Annotated in this window: 17 protein-coding genes and 1 tRNA gene; 4 read left to right on the forward strand and 14 right to left on the reverse strand. The window is 70.0% G+C overall.

The window, feature by feature from the left end; all coding sequences use genetic code 11:
- Positions 1-31: 31 nt before the first annotated feature.
- The 3 genes from ACFYUV_RS24730 to ACFYUV_RS24740 all read right to left on the reverse strand — a co-directional run bounded on the left by ACFYUV_RS24730 (position 32) and on the right by ACFYUV_RS24740 (position 2,997).
- Entirely contained in the window at positions 32-1,432 is a 1,401-nt protein-coding gene (locus tag ACFYUV_RS24730) for an MFS transporter (protein ID WP_387671590.1), read from the reverse strand.
- A gap of 363 nt (positions 1,433-1,795) precedes the next feature.
- On the reverse strand, positions 1,796-2,314 hold the full coding sequence (locus ACFYUV_RS24735; protein ID WP_364332741.1) for a hypothetical protein: 519 nt from the start codon (positions 2,312-2,314) through the stop codon (positions 1,796-1,798).
- 188 nt (positions 2,315-2,502) lie between these two features.
- Positions 2,503-2,997: a DUF1269 domain-containing protein gene (locus tag ACFYUV_RS24740; protein WP_387671592.1), complete on the reverse strand. Its 495-nt coding sequence runs from the start codon at positions 2,995-2,997 to the stop codon at positions 2,503-2,505.
- Positions 2,998-3,431: 434 nt separating this feature from the next.
- Here ACFYUV_RS24740 and ACFYUV_RS24745 point away from each other — a divergent pair, with 434 nt between their 5' ends.
- Complete coding sequence (locus tag ACFYUV_RS24745; RefSeq protein WP_352358484.1) at positions 3,432-3,725, forward strand: hypothetical protein; 294 nt, start codon at positions 3,432-3,434, stop codon at positions 3,723-3,725.
- A gap of 104 nt (positions 3,726-3,829) precedes the next feature.
- Here ACFYUV_RS24745 and ACFYUV_RS24750 read toward each other — a convergent pair whose 3' ends face one another.
- From ACFYUV_RS24750 to topA, 9 genes are all read right to left on the reverse strand, one after another.
- Complete coding sequence (locus tag ACFYUV_RS24750; RefSeq protein WP_387671594.1) at positions 3,830-5,002, reverse strand: AI-2E family transporter; 1,173 nt, start codon at positions 5,000-5,002, stop codon at positions 3,830-3,832.
- Between the two features lie 624 nt (positions 5,003-5,626).
- Positions 5,627-6,556: a stage 0 sporulation family protein gene (locus ACFYUV_RS24755; protein ID WP_387671596.1), complete on the reverse strand. Its 930-nt coding sequence runs from the start codon at positions 6,554-6,556 to the stop codon at positions 5,627-5,629.
- Positions 6,557-6,606: 50 nt separating this feature from the next.
- On the reverse strand, positions 6,607-7,641 hold the full coding sequence (locus tag ACFYUV_RS24760; RefSeq protein ID WP_387671598.1) for a permease-like cell division protein FtsX: 1,035 nt from the start codon (positions 7,639-7,641) through the stop codon (positions 6,607-6,609).
- A gap of 8 nt (positions 7,642-7,649) precedes the next feature.
- A complete protein-coding gene (locus tag ACFYUV_RS24765) occupies positions 7,650-8,177 on the reverse strand; it encodes a SigE family RNA polymerase sigma factor (protein ID WP_358291493.1) in 528 nt (175 codons plus the stop codon).
- Positions 8,178-8,356: 179 nt separating this feature from the next.
- A complete protein-coding gene (locus ACFYUV_RS24770) occupies positions 8,357-9,535 on the reverse strand; it encodes a DNA polymerase III subunit delta' (protein ID WP_387671600.1) in 1,179 nt (392 codons plus the stop codon).
- Positions 9,536-9,544: 9 nt separating this feature from the next.
- Complete coding sequence (tmk, locus tag ACFYUV_RS24775; protein WP_358291489.1) at positions 9,545-11,581, reverse strand: dTMP kinase; 2,037 nt, start codon at positions 11,579-11,581, stop codon at positions 9,545-9,547.
- 141 nt (positions 11,582-11,722) lie between these two features.
- Positions 11,723-12,295, reverse strand: coding sequence for a helix-turn-helix transcriptional regulator (locus ACFYUV_RS24780; RefSeq protein ID WP_387671603.1), 573 nt, complete (start codon positions 12,293-12,295; stop codon positions 11,723-11,725).
- A gap of 72 nt (positions 12,296-12,367) precedes the next feature.
- The gene (locus ACFYUV_RS24785; RefSeq protein WP_387671605.1) at positions 12,368-13,597 is read right to left on the reverse strand and encodes a metallophosphoesterase; all 1,230 of its coding nucleotides are present in this window, start codon (positions 13,595-13,597) and stop codon (positions 12,368-12,370) included.
- A 13-nt stretch (positions 13,598-13,610) separates the two neighbouring features.
- Complete coding sequence (gene topA / locus ACFYUV_RS24790) at positions 13,611-16,295, reverse strand: type I DNA topoisomerase (protein ID WP_387671607.1); 2,685 nt, start codon at positions 16,293-16,295, stop codon at positions 13,611-13,613.
- Positions 16,296-16,502: 207 nt separating this feature from the next.
- Here topA and ACFYUV_RS24795 point away from each other — a divergent pair, with 207 nt between their 5' ends.
- Positions 16,503-16,670: a DUF5703 family protein gene (locus ACFYUV_RS24795; protein ID WP_379478577.1), complete on the forward strand. Its 168-nt coding sequence runs from the start codon at positions 16,503-16,505 to the stop codon at positions 16,668-16,670.
- Between the two features lie 122 nt (positions 16,671-16,792).
- On the opposite strand, the gene ACFYUV_RS24800 is transcribed toward ACFYUV_RS24795, so the two are convergent.
- Both ACFYUV_RS24800 and ACFYUV_RS24805 read right to left on the reverse strand, forming a co-directional pair.
- On the reverse strand, positions 16,793-18,946 hold the full coding sequence (locus tag ACFYUV_RS24800) for a chaplin family protein (RefSeq protein ID WP_387671608.1): 2,154 nt from the start codon (positions 18,944-18,946) through the stop codon (positions 16,793-16,795).
- A 198-nt stretch (positions 18,947-19,144) separates the two neighbouring features.
- Positions 19,145-19,726, reverse strand: a complete 582-nt coding sequence (locus ACFYUV_RS24805; protein WP_387671610.1) for a hypothetical protein — start codon at positions 19,724-19,726, stop codon at positions 19,145-19,147.
- A gap of 319 nt (positions 19,727-20,045) precedes the next feature.
- On the opposite strand from ACFYUV_RS24805, the gene ACFYUV_RS24810 reads away from it, so the two are divergent.
- Positions 20,046-20,131, forward strand: a tRNA-Leu gene (locus tag ACFYUV_RS24810).
- A 320-nt stretch (positions 20,132-20,451) separates the two neighbouring features.
- Positions 20,452-21,894, forward strand: a complete 1,443-nt coding sequence (locus tag ACFYUV_RS24815) for an MDR family MFS transporter (RefSeq protein ID WP_387671612.1) — start codon at positions 20,452-20,454, stop codon at positions 21,892-21,894.
- The last annotated feature ends 36 nt before the right edge of the window (positions 21,895-21,930 follow it).

Here is a 21,930-nt window from a genome sequence, read left to right on the forward strand (position 1 = left end):
CACGGCGTCTCGGCGTCTCGGCGTCACGGCGTCACGGCGTCACGGCGTCACCGGGGTCGGCGGGGAGCCGGATCGCGGCGGCCAGGCCCACCAGGGCGAAGATCGCAAGAGCCATCATGGCGAGGGCATAGGACCGGTTCCCTTCGGCCAGCCCGGAGATGAGGATCGTGCCTGCGATCGCCGTGCCGAACGACGAGCCGAGATTGGACACGCTGCGCGACAATCCGGAGATCTCGCCCTGCTGTTCCTCGGGAAAGCTGGACTGCACGACGTTGACCGACGGCGTGAGCATCACGCCCACGCCCAGCCCGATCAGCAACAGCCCCGGCACGAAGGCGACGACCCGCGACGACGCTTCCACCAGGGCGAGCAGGACGGCGATCCCGGCCACGGTCATGGCGAAACCCGCCGAGATCAGGTTCTTCTGGGCGTGCTTCTTGGCGAGCCGCTCCGCCGCCAGGGAACTCACCAGGATCCCCGCGGTCGCCGCGGTGAAGACGACACCCGTCTGGATGGCGTTGTACCCGCGGACCTTCTGCAGGAAGACCGCGACCACGAAGGACGTCCCCATGAGCACCAGCCACTGCATGTTCTGGGTGACGAGGCCGAGATCTGACGTACGGTTCCGGAACAGGCGCGTCGTGAGCAACGGCTCCTTCCCGGCGCGTTCCCGGGCCCGGATGTGCAGGAAGAACCAGATCAGGAAGCCCACTCCGACGACGAGGAACGCCGTCATCAGCAGGGCGTTCTTGCCGGCCTGGAGGATCCCGAACACCACGAAGAACATGCCGACGGCCGACAGGACCGCGCCGGCGGCGTCGAAGGGCCGGGTCGGATCCGGCGGCACCGGGTCGGCGATCCGGCGGCTGAGAAAGACGATCACCGCGACCACCACCGCCTGGAAGACGAACGCGGCACGCCAGGTGATCGCCGTCGCGATGAACCCGCCGATCAGCGGGCCCGCGGCCGCGCCGACACCGCCCAGTCCGCTGATCAGGCCGAAGGCGCGCGCCCGCGACCGCAGATCGTCGAAGGCCATCGTCGCGAGAATGTAGACGGGCGGGATCAGCAACGCTGTCCCCACCCCTTCGAGAACCGAGTTGCCGAGGATCAGCACCGCGAGGGTGGGCGAGAACGCGCTGGTCAGAGCGCCGATCCCGTACAGGGTGAGGCCCGCGAGGAAACACCTCTTGCGTCCCCAGCGATCAGTCAGCTTGCTGCACGGGATCATCAGCACGGCCATGATCAACAGGAAGAGCGTGATCGTGCTCTGCACGCCCTTCACCGTGGTGTTCAGGTCCCGGCCGATGTCGTTGATCATCACGTTCATGTTCGAGCCGGCGAAGCTGCAGATGAACTGGGCGAGGGCCAGCGGGGTCAGCGGGCTCTTCGCGAAGGCGGCCGAGCTCCCGGGGGCTGCGGGTCCGGTCATGGCCCGCCCCGCCGTCGCGCTCGCCGAGCTCGATCGGCGGCGACGGGGGCGGCGCCTTCGCTCCGCCGTCGCGCTCGCTGAGCTTGATCGGTGGCGAGGAGGGTGGTGCCTTCGCCGTACGAACCGGCGCCGGCCCCTTCAAGGACGGGATCGCTGCGGCACATCATCCACCTGCGCATGACCACCTCGATGTGAATCCGGCATGATGCTCGCCGCCTCCGTGGTGCCCGCCTCCGTGGCGGCCGGTTCCGTGGCGGCCGGTTCCGCGGCGGCCGGTTCCGCGGCGGCCGGTTCCGCGGCGGCCGTCGCCACGGATGACCGGCCGCCTCTGCGGTCGGAGTGGCCGTCCCGGCGGGCGTCCGGTCAATGGTGGAACGCGGCCTTCAGCACCACGATCACCAGCCCGAGCAGCAGATTGATCACGCTCGTGACCAGCACCATGCGAGAGGAGGCGCCGATCCCCACGGCCGCCGCGGCCGACCAGCCGACCTGCCCGGCCACCGCGACCCCGAGGGCCAGCCAGGCGGTGCCCTGCGGTTCGAGGCCCAGCAACGGCCCGACGGCCACGGCGACGGCCGGCGGAACGGCCGCCGTGACGATCGGCCACTCCTCGGCGCAGGCCCGGCGGATGTCGGCCACGCTCATGCTCTGGAAGACCGCACGCGCGCCGAACAGGCGGGCGTGGACATGAGCGGCCCAGAACACCGCGCTGGTCCCCAGCAGCAGGATGATCATCTCCAGACGCGGGAACCTGCCGAGCGACGCGGCACCGGCCACCACGGACGCGGCGAGCAGTGATCCGTAGACCGCACCGGTGTAGTCCCTGTGGGCGCCTTCAGCCGGCGACCGATGACCGTCGGCCGGATCGGGCACCTTCCCCATGACGACCTCTCTTGATGATGACCGGGCCACCCCTGGACAAAGGGTGCTCAACTCTCACCCTCGCGACGAAGCGAACGCGCCGCGCTCACGCGGCGAGGCATGGAAGGGCGAGGCGGGGCGAGGCAAGGCGGAGCGAGGCGGGGCGAGGCGGGTGCATCGCGGATCTGTGGCGGTGTGCGGCATTCGGTTCACCGGGCGCCGATCCCCTCCATCATCTCGCGCAGTTGCGCCTCCTCCTCACGATTGAGCGAGGTCTGGATGACATGCCCGCCGTACGACTGGATCTCCGGGATGACCTTGTCCGGCGTACTCTGCACGACCAGGACGAACAGCGCGGCGGTGCCGGGTTCCAGCTTGCCGGCGATTTCCCTCATGAACGCGTCGTTGACGCCGGCGTCGGTCATCGCTGCGGCGGCCGCTCCGGTGGCGGCGCCCATCGCCATGCCGAAGAGCGGCACGAAGAACAACATCCCGATCAGGCCACCCCACAGCGCTCCGCCGGCCGCGCCCATACCCGTCGTACCGCTGGTCTGGTGGAGTTTGATCGTCCCGTCGGCCCGGCGTTCGACGATGGCCACGTCCTCCATCGTGATCAGGTTCTGCCGTTGCAGGTCGGCGAGGCGGTCACGTACGGCGATGGCGGTGGGGAGGTCGGGATAGGAGATCGCGATGAGGTTGCTCATTGGGCTTGTTCCTCCTGATCGGTTGCATCGACGAGCGGCTGCGGACGCCCCCGGAAAGCAGTGCGGGCCGCCGCTGGGAACAGGTCCGTGACCGGCTCTCCGGGCGGACAGCCCCACATGACCCCGGACTCCCAGCGGAAGATCCGCAACGGCCGCATAACGGCATATATGACGGCATCGCCCTGCCAAGCCGCCGTCCATGCTTCTGATCCCCTGTTCCCGATCGGGCGGCCACCGCGAGAAGGCAAAGATTTCCCTCAGGCAAATCTGTGCATTTTTCGGAAATAACCCTCAATGCGCCCAGACAGCGCCCGGGCCGGCAAATCGAAGCAGGGACTTTCCATGCACAACGTCGAGGATGAGCAGCCCCGGCGGCGGGGACCATCCAGTTCGCCTACCTTCCGGCGAGGCGTGATGGAGGGACGTGGACCGCCATGGGATGTCTGTTCGCGATCTTCGCGGGCCTCTTTCCGCGACTTGCCGTTTTCATCATCTGGGTGGCGCGGCCCGCTCTGGTCAGCGCCGCCTTCCACACGTGGATCTGGCCTCTCCTCGGGCTGATCTTCCTGCCGTTCACCACGTTGATGTACGTGATCCTGTACGTGCCCGGCGTCGGCCTGAGAGGCGCGGACTGGTTCTGGATCGCCGTATCGGTCGCGCTGGACCTCTTCCACTGGATCGGCACCGCGACCCAACGTCGCCAGATCCCCGGCTATCCCCGCGGCTGACCGGCCACCGCCCGTACCGTCGCACGTGACACCGGCCGGAGGGCCCAGGGCGGTCTCCGCTCGGCAGCCCTGCCGGAACGATCGTCGATCCGCTCCGGTCCACGTCACTTCGGCGGCGGCGGGCCGGGGCCGTCCTTCGAGGACGTTCCTCCGCCTCCGCCCTTCGGCGGCGCCGACTCGGCGGCCATGGCCTCCCGCAGCTCCTGACGGGTGGCGAACGTGTCGATCAGCGACAGCAGCATGGCCACGATGGGGATGGCCAGCAGCGCGCCCATCGCGCCGAACAGCGACGCCCCCGCGATCACGGCGGCGAAGGACACCCCGGGATGGATGTCCACCGCCCGCGAGCTGATCTTCGGCTCCAGCGTCAGGTTCTCCACCTGCTGGTACACGACGCCCCACGCCAGCGCGGCCAGACCGACCCAGGGACGTGGCGAGACCAGTCCCACCACCACCGGCAGGGCGATGGAGATGTAGGTGCCGATGGTGGGCACGAGCTGGGCGACCAGCCCCGTCCACGCACCGAGCGCCAGCCAGGAGGGCATGTCCAACAGCAGGAACACCAGGGCCGACGCCGTGCCGTTGATGGCGGCCAGAATGAGCCGGGAGGAGACGTACCCACCGGTCTTGATCGTGGAGACGTCCCAGACGCTGGTGAAGACCTGCTGGAGCCGGCCGGGCAGCAACTGCGCGAGCCACCGCCGCAGCCTCGGCCCGTCGGCCGAGAAGTAGAACGTCAGCAGCGCCAGGGTGAACAGGTTGAACAGCGTTCCGGTCACCGTGCCCAGCAGCCCCAGCACCCCGCCGAGCGCGCCCTGCGCGTACTCGGCGGCCTGCTGCGGGGTGAGTTTGATGGACTTGAGAATGTCGGAGATCTCATAGCGGGTGCCGAGACGGGCGTTGACCCACTCGACGACGCCCGCGATGACGTCGGGCAGAGCCTTCAGCAGCACCGCGACCTGCTGCACGAACATGCTGCCGAACAGGACCATGAAGATCACGAATGCCAGGATGAACAACGTCATCACCAGCAGCGTCGCTCGGCCTCGGCGCATGTGCCGCGACATGCGCCGCACGGCGGGCTCCATGGCCAGAGAGAGGAACCAGGCCATCACCAGCATGGCGATCAGCGCACCCGCGTCCGTGATCACGAACCGGACGAAGAACGCCACCGCGACGACGGCCGCCATGGCAAGCCCGGCACGCCAGACGTTGGCAGGTGAGAGCATCACCTGCACTGCGGGCACGCCGTCGCTCGACTGCACCGGCTTCTTCATGACTCTCCAGAGATCTAGATCCCACCTCCGATGACCACGGCGAACGACGAGACCGCAGAGGACAACGAGTCCGGCCCCCACCCCGGGCGCACGGCCATCAGCCCCCGTAGCCTGCGGCCGAATGCGTCATGCACGGAAGTGACGCACCCAACGTACGACGACCAGCCCCTCCAGCCCCGCATCTCCCACCCGACCGGCTTGTCCACCACCCCACCCCACCCCCCACCCCCTGCTGAACGACACCCCGCACACCCACGCCGTACCGAGCCAGTGCCTGGGCCGGGCCAGGCCGGGCCAGGCCGACGCGAGGCGAGGCCGGAGGCACGGGCGGGGCAAGGCCGGAGGCGCGGGCGGGGCGGATGGCTGACTCCGGCACTTCGAACGGACTTCGCAAGCTGGTAGCTACTGCGGTGGTGGGCTGGCGCTTTGGGTGGGGTTGTGAGCTGTTGCTTTTGCCATAGTGAGCCTCATCAATGAGCCCGGGGCCGTTCGAGGGCCGCGCGGAGCCGCCGCAGCCATGCCCCTCGCGTGTAACCCCTACGGCCTCCCCGTCGCCTTCGGGAAGGCGGTCAGCCTGTTACCGGCCGCCCATGAGCGCCACCTGGGCCAGAGCGGGATGAGCGTTCAGACGCCCTCACCACCCCCGGAAGGCTTGTGGTCGGGCGATTCCTCCTGGTTGCCGTACATCGTGTCGTGTTGGATGCGGGGCGAACACACCGACGCGGAAGGGCACGCACAGCGCCTCCCACCATCGTCCAGGCGCACCGTAACCGTGTCGGCGGGGACGTTGTGCCCGGTGACGATCCCCTCGCCCTGAGGCGTGCTCACCCGGCTTCCCGCGCGAGGCATCCTGGACCGGCTCTCGACGTACAACGGGTGCTCGTACTTCAGGCAGCACATGAGCCGCCCACAAGCCCCCGCGATGCGCAACGGGTTGACCGGCAGATCCTGGTCTTTGGCCATGCGCACGGACACGGGCTCGAAATCCTTCAGGAACGTGGCACAGCACAGGTCACGGCCGCAGGGACCGATGCCGCCCTGCAACCGCGCCTCGTCCCTGGGACCGATCTGCCGCAGCTCGACCCTGGCCCGCAGGTTACGGGCCAGGTCGCGGACCAAGGCCCGGAAGTCGACCCGATGAGGGGCCGAGAAGTAGACGGTGTAGACGTTGTCCTGGTCGAGATAGTCGATGCCGACGACCTTCATCGGCAGCGTGTGCCGTTTGATCAGCTTCTTCGACACGCTGCGGGCCTCGGCCCTGCGGCGTTTGTTGGACTCGTCACGCGAGAGGTGTTCCTCACCCGCCGGCCCCTCGCACACGGGCAGACCGTCGATGTCCTCGCTCGTGTACTGCGGCGCCCACACACACTCCGCCACCTCGGGGCCCGAATCGGTCGGCACCAGCACCTTGTCGCCGACCTTGAAGGTGTGCCCGCCCGGATCGAGGTAGTAGAGCCTCCCGTAGCGCGTGAAGCTCACGGCCATGATCATTCCCATGGGCTCGAGCTCGCCTCCCTGACGGCCTCGGGGGTTGTTACGGCCTTCCGTTGCCACACTACGTGTGTCCCCCGGTGAACGTGAGGGGCACCGGGCCCGATCTTGAATCAACCGCCCGTCCGGCAGTCCTGGCCCTTCGGCAGCGAGACCCGGTAGCGGGCCATGGCCAGAGCCGCGTCGACCGTACAACGGCGGTCGACGACGGATGCGACACCCCGCTGCCGTCTCAGGGCCTTCAGCAGCGCGCTCCAGTCGTCGCGCTCCGACCTCATCTGCAACCGGTACGACTCCGGCATGTCCCCGATCTTGGTGGCGGCGAGCAGTGCCTTGTTGTCCTGGTAGCTGCGCTTGAAGTTCTCGTACGCCGTCGACCGGTCCTCGTAGACGATGGACTTGACCTGCTTGGACGCGCGCAGGAGAGCGACGATCTCGGCCTTCTGTCTGGTCGTGGCCCCCTTGCCCTCCTTCACGATCTTGTCGCCGTCCGCCGCACGTTCGGCCCCGCAGGCGGGCAGCGCCGAACCGTCGCCGCAGAGGAAGACGCTGACCTGAGTGCCGGATGACGGAAAAGAAGCGGCGGAGGGCACCAAGTCGATGTCCTCGACCCCCGGGAGCGAGCTGAGTGCCTGCTTCACCGGCACCGGATCCGTGTCGGGCTCCAGCCGCAGCCGGAACGAGGCACGCAGGTCGTCGACCGTCACCGCGTCGAGCAGCCGCTGGTTGTGCACGAAGTCGCGCCGGAAGCTCTCGAAGGCTTCGGCTTGGTCCACATACATGAGCGAGGTGACGCCGGACACCTCCTTCGCCGCCTTGGCGATCGACTTCGTCTGATCAATCGTGACGCCCTGCCCCTGACAGGACGGCGCCTTCCCGCTGGCCGACCTCGAACAGAGGAAGATCGTCAGCTCTTGGGCATCGGCCTGACCGCTGGGGGGGCCGGCCAGCGTCGCCACGTGCTCGTCGCCTCGCACGCCCAGCCAGACGGCGGTCGTAGCCCCCGCGAGCACCACCGCCACGGCCGCGCTCACCAGCCGGAGGTCCACCCGGCTCCGGCGCCGCTCCGGCGTGCGCAGCGGCTTGAGCGCGCCGGTGTCGACGGTCGCGCCGGCCTCGACGAGCGCGGCACGAAGCCTGTCTTCCATCCGACTGTTCATGATTCCTCCCCAAGCGCCCGGCCGAGAGCGGCGAGCCCTCGCGCGATCGTGGACCTGGCCGTGCTCGCGTTGACGCCCATGGTCGCGGCGACCTCCTGGTCGGACAGGTCGAAGTAGTAGCGCAGGGTCAGCGCCTCACGCTGCCTGCGCGGCAGCTCCCGCAGGGCGAGCAGCACCTCCCGACGCTCCTCGCCCAGCAGCGCGGCGCTCTCCGCCGACCAGACCGGCGGCTCGTAGGGCACCGCCCGCCGGAACACCGTCGCCCGTCTGCGCAGGACGGACCGGCACCCGTTGAGCACGGCGGAACGCACATAGGCCAGCGCCTTGTCGGCGTCCCGCAGCCGGGCTCGGCCGGCGTGCGTACGTGCGAACGCCTCCTGTACGACGTCCTCGGCGGTGGCCTGATCACCGACCATGATCAGGGCGAGCCGCACGAGGCCCACATGATGCTCGGCGAAGATCGATGCCACATCGACCTGTTGCCGCGCCAGGGCCTGTTGTTGGGAGAGCAGTTCGACTTCCACGCTACAGAGACGCTTCGCGGGCTCACTTGCTGCTCCGGTCACCCAGCTATCTTTTCGCCCTCCTGACAAGCGAGAAGGCGGAAACCGCAGGCAGCCGCAGCCAGGCCCCCAAGGCGAGCCACCCCAGGCGAGCCCTCAAGCAGCCCGCGCAGCCACCACAAGCAGTGGCCGGGATCAGCTCAGGCCGCCCCGCGCAGCGACAACATCATCGCCTCCACCGCCATCTGCGGATTGACGTTGGCCCCCAGCCGCTCCCGGCACCGCATGATCGCGTCGATCCGCCGCAGCGTCTCCTCCGGCGTGGACGACCTGGCGAGCTGGTCGAGATCGAACCGGATGTCGTCGTTGGCCAGCTCCACCCCCGCCCCGAACTGCATGGCCAGCACGTCGCGGTAGTACGACACCAGCTCCAGCAGCGCGGCGTCGAGCGAATCCCGTTTGATGCGGGTGGCCCGGGACTTCTGCCGGTCCTCCAGCTCCTTGAGTGCGCCCGCCCCGCCGCGCACCAGCCCCCGGTTGAGCCCCTTGCCCGTGGAGCCCTCGCCGTAGATCTTGCGCAGCTCGGCCGTCTCGTTCTCGTTGAGCGCTGCCGTGGCCGCCGCGGCCTCTTCCTCAGCCGTCTTGACCAGGCGTTCGGCGGCGGACACGCACTCGCCCACCCCGGTCAGCGTGCGTGGGATGCCGAGCACGGCCTCCCGCCGGTGGCGGGCGCCCTCGTCGAGGGCCAGTGACCGTGCCCTGCTGATGTGCCCCTGCGCGGCCCGCGCGGCGAACGCGGCGGTCTCCCACGGCACGCTGTCGCGGGTGGCCAGCACGTGCGCGACGGCCTCGGTGGACGGCGTGGTCAGCGTGACCTGGCGGCAGCGCGACCTGATGGTGATCATGAGGTCGTCGGGGGCGGGCGCGCACAGCAGCCAGACCGTGCGCGGCGGCGGCTCCTCGATGGCCTTGAGCAGGGCGTTGGCCGCCGACTCCGTGGCGCGGTCGGCGTCTTCGAACAGGATGACCCGCCAGCGGCCCTGGGTGGGCGCGCCGGCAGCCCGCAGGATGAGCTCGCGGGTCTGCTTGACGCTGTAGGACAGGCCCTCAGGACGTACGGACTCCAGGTCGGGGTGAGAGCCGATGAGCACCTGGTGGCACTGGTCGCAGTGGCCGCAACCGGCGTCGGGGCACAGCAGCGCGGCGGCGAAGGCGCGCGCGGCCTCCTCCCGGCCCGAGCCGGGCGGGCCGGTGAACAGCCAGGCATGCGTCATGCCGGCGCCGCGACCGCCCTTGACGGCCTCGCCGGCCGCCGCAGCGGCCCGCGACAGCACGGAGATCGCCTGGTTCTGCCCGACGAGGTCATCGAAAACTGTCACGGCGTAAGGCTAGTCGCGGATGGCGGGCATCGTGCCCGTGGCGTCTTCGGACTCCCGGGGCACCGGATCGGGCAGGATCTCGCGGATGCGGTCCTGGATCTGGCGGGTCAGCACCTCGGGCGGCATCGTGCCGTCGACCACGAGGTAGCGGCCGGGATCGGCGGCGGCCAGCGCGCGGAACTCCTTGCGCACCCGCTGGTGGAACTCCAGCGGCTCGGACTCGATGCGATCGGCCGCCCCGCCCAGCCGGGTGAGCCCCACCTCGGGCGGCGTGTCGATGAGCACGGTCAGATGCGGCACGAGGCCGCCCGTCGCCCACGCGTTGATCTTGGACACGTCTTCGGGGTCGAGCGCCCGGCCGGCGCCCTGGTAGGCCAGGGACGAGTCGACGTAGCGGTCGCTGATCACCAGCGAGCCCCGGTAGAGCGCCGGGCGGATCACCTTCTCGACGTGCTCGGCCCGGTCGGCCGCGTAGAGCAGGGCCTCCGAACGGGCCGACAGACCTCGCTCGGCCGCGTCGAGCAGGATGGCCCGCAACCGCATGCCGATCTTGGTGGAGCCGGGCTCCCGCGTCTGGACCACGTCGTAGCCCTGGTCGCGCAGCCAGATGGCGATCAGCCGCGACTGGGTGGTCTTGCCCGAGCCCTCGCCGCCCTCGAACGCCATGAACAGCCCCGGCACGTGCTCGGCCGGCTCGGCGGGGTAGCGCTCGCCGCGCACCGCCGCGAGAAGGTCGGCCGACAGCGAGACGCCCTGCCTGTCGTCCATGTGGCGCAGCGCCAGGATCCCGACGGCCATCGCGAGCCCGCCGCCGATGACCAGCACCAGATTGGTGCCGTCGAAGCGGTAGGCGATGGCGCCGAGGCCGAACTCGTGGGCGCCGAAGAGCGCCGCCAGCGGGTTGGCCACCGCCACCACGAGCAGCAGGGTGACCCGCGCCGTGGACTGCAGGAACGAGAACGTGCGCCCGCGCAGCGCGTCTTCGACCTCCAGCCCGATCAGGGTGTAGCCGATGATCCACGCGATGCCCGCGCACGCCCCGAGCAGCACGGTCAGCATGACGACGATCGGCAGGTTGTGGATCAGCGCGATGGCCACGAGCACCACCCCGGCCACGGTGATGGCCAGGCCGAACAGCCGCCGCCGCGACAGCCCGCGCAGCAGCCTGAGGCCGACGAACATGCCCAGCGCCATGCCGACGAAGACCGCGCCGAACACGACGCCGTAGGCCGCGTCGCCGCCGCCGAGGGCCACCACGTAGATCTTCGCCACGCCGACCACGGCCCCGCCCGCGGCGAACGCGCCGAGCATGCCGATGATCAGGCCGCGCACGAGCCGGTTGCCGCCCACGAAGCGCCAGCCCTCGACGACCTGCTTGAGCACCGAGGGCGTCGAGATCGCGCCGTCGCGCTTGGGGATGCCGCGCAACGTGAAGATCAGGAAGGCCGACACCAGGTAGGCCAGGGAGTTGACGATCAGCGCCGGAGCGGTCGGGTCCATGCCGTTGAGCAGCGGCAGGACGCTGCGCCCCATGTCGCCGGCCAGGGACAGCGCGGCGAACAGCAGGGCCGCGATCGGCGCGCTGCCGTAGGTGACCAGCAGGTTGAGCCGGTTGGCGGATTCGAGCTGGTCCTTGGGCACCAGGTTGGGCACCGTGGCGTCCTTGGCCGGGACCCAGAACAGGTTGACGCACTCGACCAGGACGGTCGCGACGATCACCCACTGGTAGGTGCCGATGACCGGGATCGACAACACGACCGCGAACCTGGCCAGGTCTGCGGTGAACATGGTCAGCCGCCGGTCGAACCGGTCGGCGAACACCCCGGCCAGCGGCCCGAGCAGCACCGCCGGCAACATCTTGGCGATGAACACGCCGCCCACGGCCAGCGACTGCATGCGGTAGTCGCCCTGGTTGAGGTTTCCGGCGAGGGCGGTCAGGGCCAGGATGTTGAGCCAGTCGCCCAGACTGCACACCGACATGGCCGTCCAGAGACGGCGGAACGGCGCATGGGCCAGCACATGTGCAGCGCGCCTAGGGGCAGTCATGATTTCAGCGTATCCAGGTGTCGGCCGGACATGGGAAGGCGGGAGACAACGCGGAATTACCCGCTTGTCCGTGGCTGAGGGTATTACGTTCGCGGGTCGGCGTGCAGGTTACCCGCATGGAATAGGCCCTCGAAAACGTCGTCAATTCATTACTCCGGCCTCTTGCCTGATCTGCTCCACCAGAGGCATCCAGGCGGCGCGGACGGCGGCCGGCAGGGCCAGCTCGCCCCAGAGCTCGACCAGCAGCGCGCCGTCGACATGGTCGAGCAGGTCGGCGGGGCCGCCCTCGCTCAGCAGCGCCGAGTAGGCCGCCCGGCGCTGGTCGCGGTCGGCCAGGTCGTAGACCCGGCCGCCGAACCGCAGGACGCCCAGCGCCGCGGCCACCGGCAGCCGCCGCAGCCGGCTCGGGACGTGGAAGCTGCGCCCGCCCGCCGACTGCACGGCGAACTCGACCTTGGGCTCAAGGGCCAGCCGGAACCCGGCCGCGTCGAGGATGCGCCCGGCGGTCTCCAGCGTCGGCGACTTCCTGCCGTGCTCGTAGGCCGACAGCGTGGTGCGCGAGGTGCCGCTCCTGCTGGCCAGCGCCTTCTGGTTCATGCTCGCCGCGTGGCGCGCCTGCCTGAACAGCAGCCCGCCGCGCCTGGCCCAGAAGGCGACGTCGGGCGCGAGCGAAGCCGCTTGACGCAACGCCCCTTCCGCCGGGGAGGACACCATGCTCACCTCCTGCGAGTATCCGGTCGGATACTACGCCAAGATGACACCACGTGGCGACCGCGTCGCGCAAAGTCAGGAGCGCAGCTCCAGCATAGTGATCTCCGGCGGCGCGCCGACCCGTACCGGCGGCCCCCAGAACCCCGCGCCCCTGGTGACGTACACCTGCACGCCGTCGACCGTGGCCAGCCCCGACACGACGGGCTGCTGCAGGCCCACCACCAGGTTGAACGGCGCGATCTGGCCGCCGTGCGTGTGCCCCGACAGCTGCAGGTCGACGCCGAAGCCGGCCGCCTGGTCCACCTGTACGGGCTGGTGCGCGAGCAGCACGGTGGAGCGCCCGGGCGTCCGTCCGCCGAGCGCCTTGGCGAAGTCGGGCCCGTCGCCGACGGCCTCGCCGTTGAGGTCGTTCACCCCGGCCAGGTCGAGCACGGCGCCCTGGTGGCTGATCTCCACACGCTCGTTACGCAACGAGCGAACGCCGAGCTGGTCGAGTTCCTCGATCCATTCCTGGGGGCCGTTCTGGGTGTAGTACTCGTGGTTACCGGTCACGAAATATGCCCCGTAGCGGGACTCAAGGCTTTTGAGGGGCTTGGCGAGGGCGCCCAACTGCGCCACGGACCCGTCCACCAGGTCGCCGACGATGGCCACCACGTCGGGACGCAGGCCGTTGATCATCCTGACGATGCGCTCGGTGTGGCCGACGCCCGTGAGCGGGCCCAGGTGGATGTCGCTCACCACGGCGAAGCGCAGGCCGTTCAGCCTCGGGTCGAGCTTGGGCAGCCGGACCCGCACCGGCTCCAGCACCGGGTCGCCCAGAGCGCTGGTCATGCCGTAACCGACCGTGCCGAGCGCGCCGACCCCGGCCACCACCGCGGTGGTGCGCCCCAGGAAGAGCCGCCTGCTCATGGGCGGCGCGGTAGGGGGAACGGGCTCAGTGGCGGGCCCGGACGGCGCGGCGGCGGACGCCATCGCCGCCACCGGAACCGGCTCCTTGACCGCCACCGACCCGCGCTCGCCCCTGCGGATGATCATCGAAGCGACGGCCCGCGGCACCTCCAGCACCAGCAGGAACACCACGAGGTAGAACATCAGCGCCACCCACAGGTAGCCCGGCCAGGCCAGCCAGTTGCCCAGCTCCATCCGCGTGCCCGCGAACGCGGCCACCACGAGCAGGACGAGCCCGACCAGGCCCCAGGTCAGCGCCTTGCGGGCGCGCCCGGGGCGGGTCGCGGAGCGCACCATCCGATGCCACAGATAAAGGTGCGCCGCCACGACGAGAGCGACGAAGACCAGCACGATCACACGTCGATGCTACTTACGATTTGGCCGCCGGCTTCTTCGCGGTCGTCTTCTTCGCCGGGGCCTTCCGCGTGGTCTTCTTCGGCGCGGGCGCCCGATCGCGGCGCTCGGCCAGCAGCTCGGCGGCCCGTTCGATGGTGATGTCCTCGACCGTGTCGCCCTTGCGCAGCGACGCGTTCGTCTCGCCGTCGGTCACGTAGGGACCGAAACGCCCCTCCTTGACCACGACCGGCTTCTTCGACGCCGGATCGTCACCCAGCTCCCGCAGCGGCGCCGCCGCCGCGGCCCGCCGCCCGCGCTGCTTGGGCTGCGCGAACAGCTCCTTGGCCTGCTCGATCGTGACCGTCAGCAGGTCCTCTTCCGAGGAGAGCGAGCGGGAGTCGGTGCCCTTCTTGATGTACGGCCCGAACTTCCCGTTGTGCGCCACGACCTCCTCGCCGTCGAGCTCGCCCACCACCCGGGGGATGGCCAGCAGCTTGAGCGCGTCGTCGAGGGTGATCGTGTCGAGCGACATCGTCTTGAACAGGGAGCTGGTGCGCGGCTTGGGGGCGTCTGCCTTCTTCGTCCGCTTCTTCGGCGTCTCGTCCTCGGCCGGCTCGGGCAGGATCTCCGTCACGTACGGCCCGTAACGGCCGTCCTTGGCCACGATCATGTGGCCGCTCACGGGGTCGCGCCCCAGCTCGCGGTCGCCGGTCGGCCGCGAGAACAGCTCCTCGGCCTTCTCCGCCGTCAGCTCGTCGGGCGTGGTGTCCTCGGGCACGTTGACCCGCGCGCCGTCTCTGTCCAGGTACGGCCCGTAACGCCCGACCCGCAGGACGATGTCCGTCCCCTTGATCGGGAACGAGCTGATCTCCTTGGCGTCGATGTCACCGAGGTCGGTGACCATCTCCTTCAGGCCCTCGTCACCGTCGCCCGCGCCGTAGTAGAAACGCTGCAGCTCGGGCACCCGCTCGGCGCGGTCGTTGGCGATGTCGTCGAGCACCTTCTCCATCTCGGCCGTGAAGTCGTAGTCGACCAGGTTGCCGAAATGCTGCTCAAGCAGGTTGACCACGGCGAAGGCCAGGAAGGACGGCACCAGCGCGGTGCCCTTCTTGAACACGTAGCCGCGGTCGAGGATCGTGCCGATGATCGACGCGTACGTCGAGGGCCGCCCGATCTCGCGGTCTTCCATCTCCTTGACCAGCGAGGCCTCGGTGTAACGGGCGGGCGGCTTGGTGGAGTGGGCGGCCACGTCGAGCCGCGACACGGTCAGCGCGTCGCCCTCGGCCAGGTTGGGCAGCCGCTTCTCGGAGTCGTCGCGGTCGGTCGAGGGGTCGTCGGCCCCCTCGACGTACGCCTTGAGGAACCCGTAGAAGGTGATCGTCCGGCCCGAGGCGCTGAACTCGACGTCTTCGCCGGAAGCCGAACGACCGCCGACCTTGACGCTGATCGACTCGCCGACCGCGTCCTTCATCTGCGAGGAGACGGTGCGCTGCCAGATCAGCTCGTAGAGGCGGAACATGTCGCCGGACAGCCCGGTCTCGCCCGGCGTGCGGAACTCCTCGCCGGAGGGCCGGATCGCCTCGTGGGCCTCCTGCGCGCTCTTGACCTTGCTGGTGTAGACGCGCGGCTTGTCGGGCACGTACGCGGCGCCGTAGAGCTTGATGGCCTGCGAGCGGGCGGCGGCGATCGCGGTCTCCGACAGCGTGATGCTGTCGGTACGCATGTAGGTGATGAAACCCTGCTCGTACAGCCGCTGGGCGACCTGCATCGTGTACTTGGCGGAGAAGCCCAGCTTCCGGCTGGCCTCCTGCTGCAATGTGGTCGTCCGGAACGGCGCGTACGGCTTGCGCGTGTACGGCTTGCGCTCGACGGACTTGACCGAGAACGACGTGCCCTGGAGCCGGCCGGCCAGCTCACCGGCGGCGGCCTCGGACAGGTGCAGCACGTCGGCCGTCTTGAGCTGCCCGGTGCTGGCGAAGTCGCGCCCCTGGGCCACCCTCTTGCCGCCCACCGAGGTCAGCGTCGCGGTGAAGTCACGCGGCCGCTCCTCGGGCTTGCCCGAGTCGAACAGCGCCTGCAGGTCCCAGTAGTGGGCGGAGGTGAACGCCATGCGCTCCCGCTCGCGCTCCACCACCAGCCGCGTCGCCACCGACTGCACCCGGCCGGCCGACAGCCGCGGCTTGACCTTCTTCCACAGGACCGGGCTGACCTCGTAACCGTAGAGCCGGTCGAGGATGCGGCGGGTCTCCTGGGCGTCGACCAGGCGGAGGTTGAGGTCGCGCGGGTTCGCGACGGCGTCGCGGATCGCCTGCGGCGTGATCTCGTGGAACACCATGCGGTGGACGGGCACGGTCGGCTTGAGCACCTCGCGCAGGTGCCAGGCGATCGCCTCGCCCTCCCGGTCCTCGTCAGTGGCCAGGTAGAGTTCGTCAGCACCCTTCAACAGCTGCCGCAGCTTGCTGACCTGCGCCTTTTTGTCGGGGTTGACGACGTACAGCGGCTCGAACTCGTGCTCGACGTTCACGCCGAGGCGCGCCCAGGACTCCTTCTTGAAGGCCTCGGGGATGTCGTCGGCCCGCTCCGGCAGGTCACGGATGTGGCCGATGCTGGACTCGACCGTGTAGCCGGCGCCGAGGTATTTCTCGATCGTCTTCGCCTTGGCGGGCGACTCGACGATCACCAGGCGTGTTCCGCCGGAGCTGCCGTTCTTGGCTGGCACGCTGCTTCCTACCTCACTGTTCGCTTGCAATCCCCCTGCCGGGAGTCGGCATAGATCTGAAAGGTAACCCGACTCGCGGAAATTTCCTTCCCCCGGGCTACCCACTAGCTTCCGGGTCCACCCACAAGCACGCAGAATAAGCCCCATCGAGCGGCATGGCGCCCTGACTCACCCTGGAGACTAATCGTTGTGCTCGACTACTCCTACATGGATATCTTCATTCCGCGCGACCTCACTCGCGAAGCCGCACGTCAACTGCTGACCGAACACGCAGAGTACGGCCAGTGGGAGCTCGCGCGGGTGCGGGTGCACCCCGACGGGAGCCGGCACGTACGGCTGCGACGCAAGGTCATCCGTGTCCGCAGCACGCTCTGAGCCTGGACATGGCTTTGCCCGCTCCGGGCCGCGCCCCCGGAACGGGCAAAGCATCTATCGCCTACCGCTCCCAGGCGGTGGAGCGGTAGCGGTATCTGTGGTTACCGACCTATGCCGTATATCTACTTACGGCCGAACCGGAACCGACGGGCGGTCGCGAACAGCGTGGCCGACGCGGCGAACATCGAGCCGAGCAGCAGCGCGAGCAGCGAGCTGGAGTTCATCCCGGTGAGACCGGCGGGCTGGGCGGCGCTCATGAGGCCCAGGTTGCCGACCGGCAGGCCGCCGGTGGCCGAGGTCACGGCGCCGCCGACCGGGGTGGAGGAGAGCAGGTCGGTGGCCGGGGAGAGCGGCGAAGAGGGACGGGCCGGCGCCCTGCGCACGTGGTCGGTCCTGTCAGCCATGTGACGCTTGCCGGGCCGGACGGGCACCCGCTTCTCCCAGGACTTGGCCGGCATGTCCGCCTCGCCGGGCCTGGCCCGCGCCGGAGCCTGCGCCTGGCCGGGAAGGCCGGGCAACTCGGGCAGGGCCGGCAGGCCCAGGGTCTTGGACGCGTCGTCCACGAGCGGCAGCGAGGACAGGCCGCCGCCGACCGGCAGGCCCGAGCCCTCCAGCTGCTGCGTCACGTTGCCGGGGAGCGGCAGGCCCGAGCTCTGGAGCTGCTGCGTCACGTTGCCGGGAACCGGCAGGCCGCCCGCCTTCGGCAGGCCGCCGACGTCGGGCAGACCGGGCACGGCGCCGGTGCCGTTGACACCGTTGAGCGCCGGGACGGCGGGCACCGCGGGCAGCAGCCCGCTCTTGGCCGCGGCCTGGTGGCCGGTGGACCGCAGGAACTGGCCGTAGCCGCCCGGGTTGCCGGGCTTGCCGACGTGCGCGCCGCCCAGGCAGCCCGCCGCGGCGTCGCCCAGCACGGCCACGGCGTTGCCGCAGACGTTGACCGGGGCCGTGATCGGCGCGATCACCTGGTTGCCGCTCAGCACGCCCGAACGCCCGGAGGTCGAGTTGCCGCCGCCGCCCACACCGTTGTGCGGCCAGACGGCCGCGCCGCCCTTGCAGTGGGCGCTGGAGGCGCCGAGCACCGCGGCCGCGTTGCCGCAGACGTTGAGCGGCGCCGTGATCGGCGCGATCACCTGGTTGCCCGCCCCGACGCCCGACTGGCCGGAGGTGTGGTTGCCGCCGGCGCCCCGGCCGCCGTTCTTGACCGAGACGACGCCCCGGCACCCGGCGAACGCCTTGCCGAAGGCGGCCACCGCGTTGCCGCAGACGTTGAGCGGAGCCGTGATCGGCGCGATCACCTGGTTGCCGCTCAGCACGCCCGAACGCCCGGAGGTCGTGTTGCCGCCCGCCCCGGAACCGGCGCGGGTGTTCAGCACCGTCGCGCCGCCCCGGCAGTTGGCCACCGCGTTGCCGACGGCGTTGCCGCAGGCCGTGATGGGCAGGTTGACGGGGGCGATCACCTGGTTGCCGCTGCCGGCGCCATAACGCCCGTCGGTGTCGTTGCCCGTGGAGCCCGGCGCGGCCATGTGGTGCAGCCAGCCGCCGCCGCCCGAGTTGGTGACGCTGGCGCCGCCCTGGCAGCCCGCGAACGCCCGCCCGAACACCGCCACCGCGTTCCCGCAGATGTTGATCGGCCCGTTGACCGGCGCGATCACCTGGTTGCCGCCCAGCGCGGACGAGCGCCCGGACGTACGGTTGCCGCCCGCGTTGCCGACGCCGCTGTTGTGCACGGAGGCGCCGCCCTTGCAGCCCGCGGTCGCGTCGCCGAAGATGGCCAGCGCGTTGCCGCAGGCGTTGATCGGAGCCGTGATCGGCGCCGTGAGCTGGTTCCCGCCGATGAGGCTGGAGTCGCCCGAGGTCTGGTTGCCCCCGGCGCCGCCCTTGCCCTTGTTGTGGACGGTCGCGCCGCCCCGGCAGCCCGCGTCCGACTTGCCGAACAGGGAGACCGCGTTGCCGCAGGCGTTCAGCGGCGCGGTGATCGGGGCGTTGACCTGGTTGCCGCCCAGCACGCTGGAGTTTCCGGAGGTGCGGTTGGGGATGTCGCTCGGGCCGGCGTTCTCGACCGAGGCGCCGCCGTGGGACCCGGCGGACGACTGGCCGGCCGCGCCGACGGCGTTGCCGCTGATGTCGATGGGCAGGTTGATCGGCAGGTTGACCTGGTTGCCGCCGCCGACCGAGGAGTTGCCCGAGGTGTCGGCGAAGGCCGCACCGCTGCCGAACGACATGACCGCGACCGCCAGAAGGGCCGCAGGAGTAGATGCTCTAGCCCACGTACGCATGGTGAATGCTCCTAGTGGTTCTTGGGGGGATACCTGAAACGGTTCGCGGGCAGCCGAGGCCGTGCGAGGTCGCACACAACGGTGACCTCGGATTCGCGAACAGGTTGACTGACGTCTCACCCGCCGGCGGAGGGGATCTGACCACGCTCCGCCGTCGCTCTCCGGACGGGACGTCCGGGGCGTGTGGAGATGGCGGGATCAGTCAGGTGAGAAGGAAGGGTCGTCCGCCGCTGTGCGGACGACGGGGGGCAGCACACGCGCCATGACGGCGGACTGGTACTGCAGCCGCGGGTCGACACCGGACCTCGCGACATCCCCCATACCGGGCCCGAACGGGCCGCTGCCACCACCGTTGGGCACCAGTCCATCGGTGTCCAAGATCTTTCCGGCGGAGGATGGTGGTGGCAGACCAGGATCCTGCTGGCTGTTGAGACCGTCCACGGTGCGGCCGGCCATCGCCTCGGCGTTGTCCGACGCCGAGGGGTAGCCGGGGACCGAAAGGGGAGCGGGGGCCGCGTCGGCGGCTCCTGTGGTGGCCGCGGTGGCATCCGCGGCCGCCGGAGCGGCGGACATGGCTCCGAACACGACGGCGAGCAGCCATCCGGCCGCCACGAGGGCGCCCATCGTGACTGCCCGCACGACAACCCTGCGGGCACCGGCCGCGAACCGCGCCATCCGGTCGGCCCGCTCGGCGGTCGTGTCCTGCTCCGGGAGCGTCGTGGGCACGCGGCGCACAGCGAGGGACGACGCCCTCGACTGCCCGACCTTCGTGCGTGCCACGTGACCTCCCAGCTTCCGGAACCGGCCTCACGTCGTGAGGCCGGTCCGTGGACTCACCCCTCAACGATCCGTAACCGTAGCAGCACCCAAAGTTGCCGCAAGGGCTTTTCAGCAGAGACCCCGAAAAAGGCCAAGGACACGCTGGTGCGCTTCACGGAAGACACCTGGGAGGGTCATCAGGACGGTCCGGCGGGGCCGCCGGCGGGCCGCCGGAGAGTCGGCGCCGCCCCCCTGTGCCGATACTTGGTATGACTCACCCCCCAGAGTTTGCTAACCTTACGGAGCCGACGCGAGATGACGTCCCGCGTGCAGGCACCAAGTCCGGGTGGCGGAATAGGCAGACGCGCTAGCTTGAGGTGCTAGTGCCCAGTGATGGGCATGGGGGTTCAAGTCCCCCCTCGGACACACCGCACACATGTGGAGGCACCGGTTGACCGGGCCTCCACATTCTGCTTTCCGGGGCAGTACGTGAATCAGCCGGGGACCCCGAGCCCGCAGACTCCCTTCTCCATGACGATGCTGCGCTGCGCCACCGTGAGCACGTTCAAGCCACGTCGTGGGGCGGTGAGGGCCTGGGGAGCGGATGAGGAGGGGGCGGTTCCCGGGGGCGGCGATGAGTTTCGTCGGTGGGGGTGGTCAGTATGGGGGTGACGAGGACTGCTGACGAAACCCATGACCGCCAGGCCGGCCGTGACGAGGTCGGGCCCGAGACCGATAGAGGTACCGTGTCCAGCCCACAACTCGAATCATCTGCCAAGGGCGTGTCCGCCGGGTCGGGCCGTACGCCCGCCGTGATCCGGTTGCTGGTGCTGGCGACGTTCGTGGTCGTGCTCAACGAGACGATCATGATCAACGCGATCCCCCGGCTGATGGACGCCATGCACATCACCGAGCAGACCGCCCAGTGGCTCTCCACGGCCTTCATGCTGACCATGGCCGGGGTCATCCCGATCACCGGCTGGTTCCTGCAGCGGGTCACCACCCGCACGGCATACACCACCGCCATGGGGCTGTTCCTGCTGGGCACGGCGCTGGCCGCGGTCGCGCCGGTGTTCGGGGTGCTGCTGGGGGCCCGGATCGTCCAGGCGTCCGGCACGGCCGTGATGATGCCGCTGCTGATGACCACGCTGATGCAGGTCGTGCCGGAGAAGGACCGGGGGCGGGTGATGGGCAACGTGACGCTGGCGATCTCCGTCGCCCCGGCCATGGGTCCGGCGATCTCCGGGGTGATCCTGCACTTCGGGTCGTGGCGGCTGCTGTTCGCGGTGGTGCTGCCGATCGCCGGGCTGATCACGTGGAGCGGCCTGCGGCAGCTCAGGAACACCGGCGAGCCCGAGGTCAGCACGATCGACTGGTTCAGCGTGGTGACGGCGGCGGCCGGGTTCGGCGGGCTGGTCTACGGGCTCAGCCGGTTCGAGGGCGGTGACGTGCGCGTCGCCGCCGCGATCACGGCGGCCGGGCTGGTCACCATCGCCGTCTTCGTGGTGCGCCAGCTCGTGCTGCAGAGGCGCGGGGCGCCGCTGATGGACCTGCGCACGTTGCGCCACCGCACGTACACGGTGGCGCTGGTGCTGATGTCGGTGGCCTTCATGGCGATGCTCGGGTCGATGATCCTGCTGCCTCTCTACCTGCAGAACGTCCGGGCGCTCAGCCCGCTGGAGACCGGGCTCCTGGTGATGCCGGGCGGGCTGGCGATGGGCCTGCTCGGCCCGGCCGTCGGCCGCGTGTTCGACAACCACGGCGGCCGGGTGCTGGTCATCCCCGGCGCGATCGGGATCATGCTCGCGCTGGCCGGGTTCACCCAGGTCACGATGACGATGCCGTACTGGCAGCTGCTGGGCCTGCACGCGCTGCTCATGGTGAGCCTGGCCGCGACCTTCACCCCGGTCTTCACGCTCGGGCTCGGGGCGGTCCCGCCGCACCTGTACCCGCACGGCAGCTCGATCCTGAGCACGCTCCAGCAGGTCGCCGCGGCGATCGGCACCGCGCTGGTGGTCACCGTGATGAGCGCGCGGGCCGACACCCTGCGGGCCGAGGGCCTCACGCAGGCGCTGGCGACCCTCGGCGGCATGCGGCTGGCGTTCGTGGTGGGCGCGGTCCTGTCGGTGGCGGTGGTGGTGACCGCGCTGCTGCTGCCGTCCCGGGCGGAGCGCGCCGTCGAGCACTAGAAGCGCGCCGTCGAGCACCAGGAGCGCGCCGTCGAG

It is taken from the genome of Nonomuraea sp. NPDC003560, assembly GCF_042878785.1.
Taxonomy (GTDB): domain Bacteria; phylum Actinomycetota; class Actinomycetes; order Streptosporangiales; family Streptosporangiaceae; genus Nonomuraea.

What these genes read in the sequence shown, in the direction of transcription:
- ACFYUV_RS24730 (WP_387671590.1), bottom strand. Translation starts at nt 1,432, where the DNA reads ATGACCGGACCCGCAGCCCCCGGGAGCTCGGCCGCCTTCGCGAAGAGC.
- ACFYUV_RS24735 (WP_364332741.1), bottom strand. Translation starts at nt 2,314, where the DNA reads ATGGGGAAGGTGCCCGATCCGGCCGACGGTCATCGGTCGCCGGCTGAA.
- ACFYUV_RS24740 (WP_387671592.1), bottom strand. Translation starts at nt 2,997, where the DNA reads ATGAGCAACCTCATCGCGATCTCCTATCCCGACCTCCCCACCGCCATC.
- ACFYUV_RS24745 (WP_352358484.1), top strand. Translation starts at nt 3,432, where the DNA reads ATGGGATGTCTGTTCGCGATCTTCGCGGGCCTCTTTCCGCGACTTGCC.
- ACFYUV_RS24750 (WP_387671594.1), bottom strand. Translation starts at nt 5,002, where the DNA reads ATGAAGAAGCCGGTGCAGTCGAGCGACGGCGTGCCCGCAGTGCAGGTG.
- ACFYUV_RS24760 (WP_387671598.1), bottom strand. Translation starts at nt 7,641, where the DNA reads ATGGAAGACAGGCTTCGTGCCGCGCTCGTCGAGGCCGGCGCGACCGTC.
- tmk (WP_358291489.1), bottom strand. Translation starts at nt 11,581, where the DNA reads ATGACTGCCCCTAGGCGCGCTGCACATGTGCTGGCCCATGCGCCGTTC.
- ACFYUV_RS24780 (WP_387671603.1), bottom strand. Translation starts at nt 12,295, where the DNA reads ATGGTGTCCTCCCCGGCGGAAGGGGCGTTGCGTCAAGCGGCTTCGCTC.
- ACFYUV_RS24795 (WP_379478577.1), top strand. Translation starts at nt 16,503, where the DNA reads ATGGATATCTTCATTCCGCGCGACCTCACTCGCGAAGCCGCACGTCAA.
- ACFYUV_RS24800 (WP_387671608.1), bottom strand. Translation starts at nt 18,946, where the DNA reads ATGCGTACGTGGGCTAGAGCATCTACTCCTGCGGCCCTTCTGGCGGTC.